Here is a 10,746-nt window from a genome sequence, read left to right on the forward strand (position 1 = left end):
TAAGTTAATTATAAATATACATTTATATTATGTCCAAAAAAAATAGCTCTCAACCGCTACACCAGTTGATTCATTCACTTACCAAATCTGAAAAGCGAAATTTTAAGCTATTTGTCGGTAGACTAAATGAAGGCACTGAGGCCAAGTTTGTTCAGCTGTTTGACGCGTTGGATAAAATGAGTGAATATGATGAACAACTGCTTCGCAGAAAAATGAATGGTTTGGCTGGTGCTAAAATGGCTAATCTTAAATCACATTTATATAAACAGGTTCTGTTGGTTTTGAGAATGAGCCATATGAAGTCTGATGTTGATATTCAGTTGCGAGAAAATTTAGATTACGTAAGACTGTTGTACAAAAAAGGCCTCTATGATCAAAGCTTGAAGCAATTGAATAAGATTAAGGCAACGGCTAATAACTATAAAAAGAACGTATTTAAACTAGCTCTTCTCAATTATGAAAAGAATATTGAGAACCAACATATGCTCACGCTCGATGCAGAATCTTGCCTTGAACTTCATAGAGAAACTCATGATATTATAAACCGAATTGATATTGCTCAGTCGTTTTTCTCGGTAGCTATGATGATGAAAACTCACTTTATGAAGACGGGAATGGCTAAAAATGAAATTGAACTAGAGAGGATCAATAAGTTGTTTTATACCAATTTGCCTGAATGCGACAAACTACAGCTTTCGTTTTCGGAAGAATACAATATGTGTAGAGCATACTATTGGTATTCTTATCTCATTCAAGACTTTGATGCATGTGTAAGGTATACTGAGCTATGGGTAAGCATTTTTAAAAAGAATGACCTCACTGGTCTTAGATATGCTGAGTTTTTAAAAGGACTGAATAGACTTCTTCAATCTCTGTTTAGAATAAATGATCTAGAACGCTTCTCTACATATTTTGAAGAGTTACTAGAGTTTGAGAAGCTGTATATGAAGACTATAGATCAGAATGGTAAGCATTTGTTGCTTCGGTGCTTGACTGTACAGACACTGAATAAGTGTTTCATGGAGGGAGACTTCAAGCCATATCAATCAAAAATTGTTAATTATCTAAAGAAAGCAGAGGAGGCTCTGGAGTATATCGACAAGAATAATCGTTTTGTTATCTATTACAAAGCGGCAGTTTTTTTCTTTGCATTGAACAGTTACGACGAATGTGAACATTATTTGAATAAAATCTTAGACGATCATAATGAGCATCTAAGAGAAGATTTAAAGAGCTTTTCACATATTCTTAAAGTTATCCTTCTCTATGAACGTCATGATTTTGGGAAGTTGGAGAAAGCTCGTAGAAGAGCCTTCGTTTATCTGCGACAGCGTAATATTTTGGGAAAGTTTCACCATGTTATCTTAGAATTCATTAAAAGGTCAGAGAATATTATGCCTTTGGAAATGAGAGGAGAGTTTAAGATTTTGAAACACAGTCTTGAGCCTTTAGCAGAGGATAAGTTTGAGTCTCAGCCGCTTCTATATTTTGATATAATGAGTTGGCTTGAAAGTAAGATATCAGCCAGACCCTTTTTGGATGTGGTGAAAGAGAAAGCTGTAAAATCAGAAACTGATTTTTAAAATGAATTCAAGATCGGATTTCGGGCTTATTTAAAAACCAAAATCCCTCAATCCTATATTCAGCCTGAAAGAAAGCGAAGTATAATTTGTAGTCAAATCAAGTGATGGGTCATCACTATCTCGCTTGCGGTAGATATGACGAAGGTCTACAAAAAGGTTTTGCTTTATCATATATGATACATTGAGATCTAACATCATTTGAATATTAGCAACTCCTTGTCCAACAGAATGATCATATTCAGATAATCTTATATTGTAGTCTTTACGAGGATCCCCTCCATAACTGATAGAATCAACAGGGTCTGTACCATAGTCAGAATAGATTGCTTTTGCTGTTAAGAAAAGATTCTTAATTGGTTGGTATCTAACTATCCCTACCAACTCTTGAAAATTCGCACCAAGAGGGTGTGCAAGAGGTTGGTTGTAATGACTAAAACTCGTGAATATTGATTCATGAGCATAAGTAAAAGGTCTGGACATATTGTACTCACCTTGTAGGTCCAATCTATCAATACCTAGTGCGTTATAATATTTACCACCTAATTGAATGGAGTATTTATTTCCCCACCAGCCATTACCAGCTTTTAACTCCGCTGCTGAGAATTCGTCAAGTAAACCTTGACCATATAGTTGAACTCCTTTGGTAATATTCCACTTAAAATCCATTCCAAATAGGGCATTGTCAGGACTGCCAGTAAACTGCTCAATAGATCTGTAAAAAATAATTGGGTTTAAATAATTCCATTCAAATGCTGACCCAATACTGTCTCCACGATTGAATATGATGGTTTCAAAAACTCCGAGGTTGAAATTGTCAGTTACATTCCAGCTAAAATGATGTGCTGTCATAAATTTCTTAGGGAAAGCTTCAGTTCCGTTATTTCCAAAACTTGACCACGGAGCATCTGCTACTAGCTCGGTATAGAGGTTAGTGTATTGAATTCTCCAAATCTGTGTGTGAAGTTTCAAAAATGTACTTGGAGCAGAAAAGTCAGATAATACTAAAGAACGATAGCCATTACCGATAAAGTTTTTATCATGACCAAATTGAATACCTATATGTCTCGTAGCTTGAAATGTGAAATACCCTCGAGCTGTAAAAAAATCTACTCCTCCATCATCTCCAAACTTCTTCCAAAACGCTTCATTTGGAACAGCTCCTTGAGTGTATATGTAATCAGTTACATAGCTTGGAAACATAGCTTGGTTTTCGCCAACCATTGTATAGAAACCAATCTTATCATCTATCATACCTCTCATTTCCAGCCCCCTTGTATTGATATACGGAGATGATTCATTGTTAGAATCACTACCTGCAGATAGATATAAAACAGGGCTTACTTTTAGCATAAAGTCTTTTTGATCAACCAATAGCATATCAGACTTGGTACGATAAAACCACTTCCAAAAAGGTTTTCTACTTATGGCTAAACTATCACTTACATATTCCCAATTATCGGTTTGGATATAATCTTTGTTGGGAGAATTTCTACCTATCGAATCCATACTAGCTGCAATTGAGCTTCTTCGATATGGTTTGTAGCTACTATGAAGGTATGGACTAAAGTTCTTGTTAAGGACTTCTTCTCTATCTACTATATGATAGTAATCCGGGCTGAGAGGGGCATATACGCTTTGAGCTATAATTTCCCACGAGGTAAAAATCAGTAATAGAGATATTAATATTCTAACCATAAGTAACCTTGAATTAGTCGTAAACATAATATGTTTTAATTGCAGGGCGATAGTCTATTAGCTTTGAATGTAGTCATAATTTATACTGAACCTTTCCATTAGGTAAGCAGTATTCTTTTAGAAACTGATTTTTAGACCTGTGGTTAATCTATATGCAGTTCTGTTGACATCAATTACAGGTCTATCATCATACCAGAAATTGAACTTAATAAGAAAGGCGATATTTTTGGTTAGGTTGAAATTAAAATAATGATCGGTAAATGTTCTACTTCCCTGTATAGTTTCAAATGGAACCTGGAAGTATACGGCGCCATTATAGCTTATCCGATCATCGAATGATAAAATCCAAGATAAATATGTGGAGTTTTTGAGTTTCTGAGTTTTTTCATTCTGTTCTTCAAAATCCCAAATTTCATATTCATACATCATACTAGACCCAAGCGTTAATTGAACTTGTTGCTTAGAAAGTATTCGACACCTTGGACCTACTCCAATGAGTTTTCTTTCTTTCATTCCTCGAAGGGCATCATATTGTACTTGCCCAAATACTTCTGGGCTAAACCTAGGCTTCCTGAAAAATACAGCCCTTCCATGCAAAAACCCTCTACTACTGACAGACTCTCCTCTCGCGTTTATAAACTGCATATCACCTATCATTATATAGGCGTGTTTATCAGTTAATTTGGCAAGGTTGGCATCTATATCGAACATAGTGATGCGACCTTGCTGCTCTTGAATGTTGAACAGAAAACTAAAGTTGCCCATCAACTTTGCTATAGTATCTTGGTCAAGTCTTCGTTTTTCTATATTCAATACCTGACCTTGAGCAAATTGAATGGTTAGTAAAAATATTGCTACCAGTATTGTCTTTTTCATTAAAGAATATTTTGTATTTCTATTAGACTTTTGACCTCATATGTTACTTCATGTTTGTGGGCTTTGTTTTCTGGGTTGAAGTAGATAGTGTCAATTTTGAAGTCTCGTGCACCCTTGATATCAGTCATCAAATTGTCTCCTATCATGATTGAACCTTCTGGTACTGCATTAGCATGTTTCATAGCGTAAGTGAAGATCCCAGAAAAGGGTTTTTTGAAACCTGCTTTCTCAGAAGTGATAATTTGGTCAAAGAAATGCAATAGACCCGAACTTTTTAGTTTTATGCTTTGAGTTTCTTCAAACCCATTGGTGATAATATGTAGAGGGTATTTGGGCTGTAGATATTCTAATATTTCCTTAGCCCCTTCAAATGTTACACTTTTCTTCGAACACTCTTTGATGAAAACACTCCCAATACTTGATAAAAGATCAGTTGGAATCAATTTCATAATAGCTCCTGATCGTTCAAAAGTTTCACGAAAACGTCTATCACGAAGTTCAAATTTTGTGATCTTTCCTACATTAAACAAATCCCAAAGTTGGTCATTGACCTTAGAAAAAGCATCATAAAAACTTTGACCAGATTTGATACCGTATTGATCTAATTCATATTTATCAAATAGCTCAATCAGAGTTTGTTTAGCATTTGTTTCATAATCCCATAACGTATGGTCTAAGTCAAAAAAAACATGCTTGTAAGTTTTACTCATTGATTTAATCGTTCGATTTTATTAATTGATAGTTCTCGGTTACTATGGAGGATTTTGTAGACTTCATCGTCTTTTTGAAGTTGTGGGTCTCTATCCAAGAAAGTAAAAATCTGCTCCACTATTCCAGAGACTTCTTCCTTTATTTCATAGAGAACCCATTGGTTCTTTTTGAAAGAGTTGAGTAAACCTGCGTTTTTTAAATAAGTAACATGTCTTGAAGTTTTTGTTTGAGTAAAATCAAGAATATGTTCCATATCCGCAATGCACAATTGCTTGTGATTGTACAATAGGTGCATAATTCGCACTCTGGCTTCATCAGAAAAAGATTTAAAAATCTGGACTCCGATTGGTAAACTAAAGTGCTTAAGTTTCATCTTGATATTGGGGTTTTACGTATGTAAATATCAGCTGCCGTCATGTTTATGATTAACTTTACCAGTTGGAAAACTCTACGGCGCAAATTAGCATTAATTAGAGCAAACACCTTTTTGTGAAAGTATTAGTATTTACCATATCGGCGATTTTATTTTTAGGTATTTCTACCAAGGCAATCTCACAGCAAGTAGAACTAAAAGAAGATAAATATATCTTACAGTTTACGGGAGTTATTATCACTGAGGACACTGAGTTAAGTGTACCAGGTGTTCATGTATATGTTCCTAAAGGTGGACGTGGAACTACGTCCGATGTTTACGGATATTTTTCAATGCCAGTATTAAATGGCGATAGCTTGATTATTAGTGCAGTAGGATTTGTCAAAGAGCATTTGATTATTCCAAAGAATCAAAAAGAAGACTTAACGGTGATTATCAGGCTGGAGCAAGATACTACATACCTTCCCGAAGTAGAAGTTTACCCTTTTCCAAGTGAACAAATGTTTAAAGAAGCAATTTTGGCTTTTCGACTGCCTAGTCAGTACGACAATATGAACCGCAATGTTGATCAGGCAATGCTCAATAAAATTTATAGAGGAACAGCTATAGGTGCTAGTGGTAACTACTATTATTATAGTCAAACACAAACCAATACCTACAACAGAAGGTTCCAGACTAATTCTATTTCTCTTCTTAACCCATTTGCTTGGAATCAGTTCATTAAATCTCTTAAAAGGAGAAAGCAGGAGAAATAAGCTAGCGTGAAAAACAAAAAAACTAAGTTTATCGATTTAGGTTTGATAGACTATAAACAAGCTTGGGATTATCAAGAGGAAATTTTCAAGAAAACTGTAGATCTTAAGATCGTGAATCGCAAACTTTCCGACGATCAACAGAAGATGACTCCGAACTACCTGTTGTTTTGCCATCATCCACACGTATACACCCTGGGTAAGTCTGGAGATATGGATCATTTGTTACTGGATGATAAAGGATTACAAGAAAAGGACGCATCTTTCTACAAGATTAATCGTGGAGGTGACATCACTTACCATGGACCTGGCCAGTTAGTCGGTTATCCAATATTAGATTTAGACAATTTCTTTACTGATATACATAAGTACCTCCGCTTCCTTGAAGAGGCTATTATATTGACGATGAAGGACTATGGTATAGTCTCAGGTAGAATTGATGGTTTAACGGGGGTGTGGGTAGATATAGATAACCCTAAAAAGGCAAGAAAGATATGTGCTATGGGAGTAAAGTCTAGCCGGTGGGTAACCATGCACGGTTTTGCTTTTAATGTCAACACAGACCTGTCTTATTTTAACAATATTGTTCCATGTGGCATAGACGACAAGGCGGTCACTTCGCTCGAAAAAGAGATTGGGCAAAAGCCTGATATGAATAAAGTAAAAGAAATACTTAAAGGTCACATTTCGGATTTGTTTGAGATGAAGCTTAGCAATTAAATCTCTATCTAAATCTCTTCAATTGTGTAAGGCTCTGTTTAGTTCAAACTATTCTCATTCTTTGTGAATACGGGTACGTCTCTTTTTTGTGATCAGCGCTCTATGCGTCAAAGTGAAAATAAAAAATACATGAAAATGATAAGGTTACAATTGATCGATAACCGTATTATGAAATTATCAATCCCTTGTTAATACTCCTTAATTTAACGCAGAGGCATATTTTCTGTAATTGAAACATTAAAGCGTAAAAAAGACGTTTATCAGAAAAATCCTTTGTCAATTCAACTGAAATTATTTGAAATTCACCTCAAAAATCCGTCACTTCAGCGGAAACCAGTTTACAAGCCTTAGGAGGTCGCGTAATATTGCATTGTAATCAAAAACAAAAAACACCAACGCAACAATAAAATATTACGAGCATGAAAAATTTTAGAAACATCCTCATCGCAACGATTATAGTACTAGCAAGTTTTTCTGTAGCTACAGCTGGTAAGTTAAAAGAAGCAAGTGCTAAACTGAACATAGTAATAGTCGAGCAAAACACTGGCAAAGTTCTAGTTGGTTTCGAAAAAAAAGAAACAGAGTCAGTTAGAATTAATATTTATGATCCTAATGGATATAGAGTTTACACAGAAAGAGTAAAAAGTGGTACAGTAATGTTAAAGAGATTTGATGTTTCTCAGTTGCCTGCTGGAGAGTACTCTTATGAAGTTACAAACTATGTTTATTCTGAGGAAAAAGCTATAGAGAAGTAATTGTATTTATCTTAATTAATTCGACAATAAGATATTAAAACTCACAAGACCAAAATTATAGTTGACCCAAAATAGATTTTAAGAAGGAGCAACAGATCTTAATTTCACATTTACGAAAACAGATTGTCTTTACTAAATACATAAGCAAATGAAATTAATTAAAAGAATTTTATTGATAGCCGCAGTAATGATTGCTATCGCTGGTGTAGCATCTGCCAAAACTCAAAAAGCAGCGAGTGAAAAACTTAATGTAGTTATAGTAGAGCAGGACAATGGTAAAGTGATTTTAGGATTTGAAAAGAAAGAATCTGAATTCGTATTAATCAATATCTACAATAGCAATAGGCAAAAAGTATACACAGAGAAGGTTAGTAAAGGAACGGTAATGCTAAAGAGGTTTGATATGACTCAGCTTCCGATGGATTTATACTCTTATGAGGTAACTAATCTTATTTATTCACAGGATCAGCCAATAGCACTAGTTCACTAATAAAGAAATCAAATAATAATTACTGGTTTTGGCTTCTTTTTAGAAGCCTTTTTTGTTACTGCTATTCAATAGCGGAAATGAATTGTACAAATAGTATATCTACTAAGAATAGATGGAAAGATTCAACTAGTAATTCCTAAAATTCACGTGTAATTATCTGTAATTCAACGGTTTTGATTTTATGTCAATACAAGTTGAATATAATTTTACTCTAAAATTAAATACTACAAACTACTATTATTTTAAATGGCACAACCATGAAATCTTTAAAAAGCTTTTTGATCGCAATGGTGCTGCTTCTAGTTAGCTTAGTAGCTGTAGAAGCAGGGAAGTTAAAGGAAGCTAGTTTAAAACTAGATGTTGTTATCGTTGAGCAGAACAACGGTAAAGTACTTGTTGGATTTTACAAGAAACCAACGGAGGCAGTTCGTATCAATATATACGACAGCGACGGCTTCAAGCTTTATTCCGAGCGTGTAGCCAAAGGGAAGGTCATGTTGAAGAGGTTTGATATGTCACAGCTTCCAGACGGTGACTATTCTTATGAAGTGACTAATCGTGTCTACTCTGAGGAAAAAATCATTACTAAATAAAAAATCATCATCATCATTTACAGCCCCGTTTTGCAATGCGAATACGGGGCTATTTTTTGTGATTTAGACATAAAAAGACTCAGTTGGCTTAACCCATTTCCAACTTTTGACACACTAATTTTTATTATTACACCATAATATGAGAAATTCGCTAGCACTAGCCAATAAGGAAGAGACGAAAAAAATGACGAAGACTAAAACTAAAAAATTTAATTGGTGGAGATGGGTCAGCATTATCGTGATGGGTCTTTCGATCCGTTTTTTTTCAGATTTCATTTATAGCATAGTATATCGCCAAGCCATAGTTTGGGATACTAGTTCTTATCTAATGGCAATTTTGATGTCATTATTGATTTTAGAAGGAATCAGACATAGTGACCGACTTCTTGATAAAGTCTTTTCTTGGGATAAAAGTTATTCAACACGATTTTTAGTACAATTACTTTCTAACGCTAGTTTAACTCTTGCTGTAGTTTCAATATTCGGATTTTTCTTACAGGATTTGATGATTCAGCATCCTGCTAGACCAATTTTTGAAGATGTTGTAATTATCACCACCACATTATCTGTCACGAGTTTAATGGTCGCGATTGATTTAGTTATTTTTTTCCTAAGGAGATGGCAAAAGTCAGTACATGAAGTGGAAAGATTCAAAAAAGAGAGTTTGGAATTCAGACATGAAATGTTGAAAACTCAGGTTAACCCTCACTTTTTATTTAATAGTTTGAATACGTTATCTTCTCTGGTCTATACAGATCAAGATGCAGCTTATAATTTCATTAGAAAACTATCAAATGTTTATAGAAATGTACTGGAGCATAGAAATAAGGGACTGGTAACAGTAAAAGAAGAGCTTGAAGCAATCAAGTCATACGTAGATTTGATAAGACTTAGATTTGGTGAAAAACTAAACTTAAGCATAGACATTCCTGAAGAAATAGAATGTCATCAAGTACCTCCCCTAATTCTACAGTTGTTAATAGAAAATGCGATTAAACATAACGTAGTATCAACAAAGTACCCACTGACCGTAGAGGTCTACTTAGAAAAAAATAGAATCGTGATTCGCAATACTCTCCGACTTAAAACGTCCAAAGGGTATTCATCCAAAATCGGTTTAGACAATATCATCAGTCACTATGATATTGTCACAGACCAGAAAGTTACGATCGAACAAACCAATGATTATTTCACAGTGACTATACCAATATTAGATCCGAACTATGAAGGTATTGATTATCGAAGATGAGCTGTTCGCTCAAAATGAGTTAAAAAGAATCCTAGCAGAGATTGATGATACGATCGAAGTAATGGACTGTTTAGAGTCTGTGGAAGAATCTACAGAATGGCTAGAAGAAAATGATGAACCAGATTTGATCTTTTTGGACGTGCAGTTGTCCGATGGGTTGAGTTTTGAGATTTTCAAAAATGTAGAAGTAAAATGTCCTATCATTTTCACTACTGCATTCAATGAATATGCTGTTCAAGCTTTTAAACTCAATAGCATTGATTATTTATTAAAACCAATAGATAGGAAAGAGCTAGAGGCGAGTCTTGATCAGTTTCATGAGTTGCAGAACAAGATGAAACCTCAAAAGAAAGAAATGGTACTCGATCAGACTCAGATCGAACAACTTCTATCTGCCACTACAGGTAAAGAGTATAAGAAAAGGTTTATCATCAAAACTGGAGACAGACTTCGTCACGTTGCCGTAGATGATATTGCTTATTTTTATTCTGAGGATGATTATACGTATTTAGTGGCAAAGGAGAATGCTAAGTTCATAATTGCATTTAAGCTTGATGAATTGGTGAATCTTCTTGATCCGAATGATTTCTTCAGACTATCAAGAAAGTTTATTGCCAATGTACATTCAATCAAAGTGGTCAATAAGTATTTTAATTCTAGACTTGAGGTTATCCTGGAACCTCCTACCAAAGATCAGATTTTAATATCTCGAGCGAGAGTTCCAGAGTTTTTGCAATGGCTAGAAAGATAGACCGCATCAGAAGTTTTAAGTAATTCAATCTTGATTTCAATTACTGTGAATTTCTTTCTTTGATTTTAGACATAAAACTTTCATGAATAAGGGAATTCACCCACAGGCATGAAACTCGTTTTAAATAGAAACCAAACTATAAAACGATATGTCTACAGTAGAATTCCCTCAGCTAATTGAACGCGGTTGTGGCCTGGA

Annotated in this window: 12 protein-coding genes; 8 read left to right on the forward strand and 4 right to left on the reverse strand. The window is 34.7% G+C overall.

Annotated features, from left to right (window positions below):
* Positions 1 to 29: 29 nt before the first annotated feature.
* Positions 30 to 1,583 (forward strand): hypothetical protein, encoded by a 1,554-nt coding sequence (locus tag DKG80_RS19735; protein ID WP_109833111.1) that lies wholly within the window; start codon positions 30 to 32, stop codon positions 1,581 to 1,583.
* Positions 1,584 to 1,613: 30 nt separating this feature from the next.
* Here the strand turns inward: DKG80_RS19735 and DKG80_RS19740 are convergent, their stop codons facing one another.
* From DKG80_RS19740 to DKG80_RS19755, 4 genes are all read right to left on the reverse strand, one after another.
* On the reverse strand, positions 1,614 to 3,278 hold the full coding sequence (locus DKG80_RS19740; RefSeq protein WP_109833112.1) for a hypothetical protein: 1,665 nt from the start codon (positions 3,276 to 3,278) through the stop codon (positions 1,614 to 1,616).
* Positions 3,279 to 3,395: 117 nt separating this feature from the next.
* Positions 3,396 to 4,154 (reverse strand): DUF481 domain-containing protein, encoded by a 759-nt coding sequence (locus DKG80_RS19745; RefSeq protein WP_109833113.1) that lies wholly within the window; start codon positions 4,152 to 4,154, stop codon positions 3,396 to 3,398.
* A complete protein-coding gene (locus DKG80_RS19750) occupies positions 4,154 to 4,864 on the reverse strand; it encodes a YjjG family noncanonical pyrimidine nucleotidase (protein ID WP_109833114.1) in 711 nt (236 codons plus the stop codon). Before DKG80_RS19750 ends, DKG80_RS19745 begins: the two co-directional genes overlap by 1 nt.
* A complete protein-coding gene (locus tag DKG80_RS19755) occupies positions 4,861 to 5,238 on the reverse strand; it encodes an ArsR/SmtB family transcription factor (RefSeq protein ID WP_109833115.1) in 378 nt (125 codons plus the stop codon). Before DKG80_RS19755 ends, DKG80_RS19750 begins: the two co-directional genes overlap by 4 nt.
* 116 nt (positions 5,239 to 5,354) lie before the next feature.
* Here DKG80_RS19755 and DKG80_RS19760 point away from each other — a divergent pair, with 116 nt between their 5' ends.
* From DKG80_RS19760 to DKG80_RS19790, 7 genes are all read left to right on the forward strand, one after another.
* Entirely contained in the window at positions 5,355 to 5,993 is a 639-nt protein-coding gene (locus tag DKG80_RS19760; RefSeq protein ID WP_109833116.1) for a carboxypeptidase-like regulatory domain-containing protein, read from the forward strand.
* A gap of 6 nt (positions 5,994 to 5,999) precedes the next feature.
* The gene (lipB, locus tag DKG80_RS19765) at positions 6,000 to 6,710 is read left to right on the forward strand and encodes a lipoyl(octanoyl) transferase LipB (RefSeq protein WP_109833117.1); all 711 of its coding nucleotides are present in this window, start codon (positions 6,000 to 6,002) and stop codon (positions 6,708 to 6,710) included.
* A gap of 419 nt (positions 6,711 to 7,129) precedes the next feature.
* On the forward strand, positions 7,130 to 7,465 hold the full coding sequence (locus tag DKG80_RS19770) for a hypothetical protein (protein WP_109833118.1): 336 nt from the start codon (positions 7,130 to 7,132) through the stop codon (positions 7,463 to 7,465).
* A 148-nt stretch (positions 7,466 to 7,613) separates the two neighbouring features.
* Entirely contained in the window at positions 7,614 to 7,955 is a 342-nt protein-coding gene (locus DKG80_RS19775) for a hypothetical protein (protein WP_109833119.1), read from the forward strand.
* Positions 7,956 to 8,212: 257 nt separating this feature from the next.
* Complete coding sequence (locus DKG80_RS19780) at positions 8,213 to 8,548, forward strand: hypothetical protein (RefSeq protein ID WP_109833120.1); 336 nt, start codon at positions 8,213 to 8,215, stop codon at positions 8,546 to 8,548.
* A 139-nt stretch (positions 8,549 to 8,687) separates the two neighbouring features.
* A complete protein-coding gene (locus DKG80_RS19785) occupies positions 8,688 to 9,797 on the forward strand; it encodes a sensor histidine kinase (protein WP_109833121.1) in 1,110 nt (369 codons plus the stop codon).
* Positions 9,772 to 10,548, forward strand: a complete 777-nt coding sequence (locus tag DKG80_RS19790) for a LytR/AlgR family response regulator transcription factor (protein ID WP_109833122.1) — start codon at positions 9,772 to 9,774, stop codon at positions 10,546 to 10,548. Before DKG80_RS19785 ends, DKG80_RS19790 begins: the two co-directional genes overlap by 26 nt.
* Positions 10,549 to 10,746 lie beyond the last annotated feature (198 nt).

The organism is Reichenbachiella versicolor (assembly GCF_003171675.1).
In the GTDB taxonomy this organism is placed as follows: domain Bacteria; phylum Bacteroidota; class Bacteroidia; order Cytophagales; family Cyclobacteriaceae; genus Reichenbachiella; species Reichenbachiella versicolor.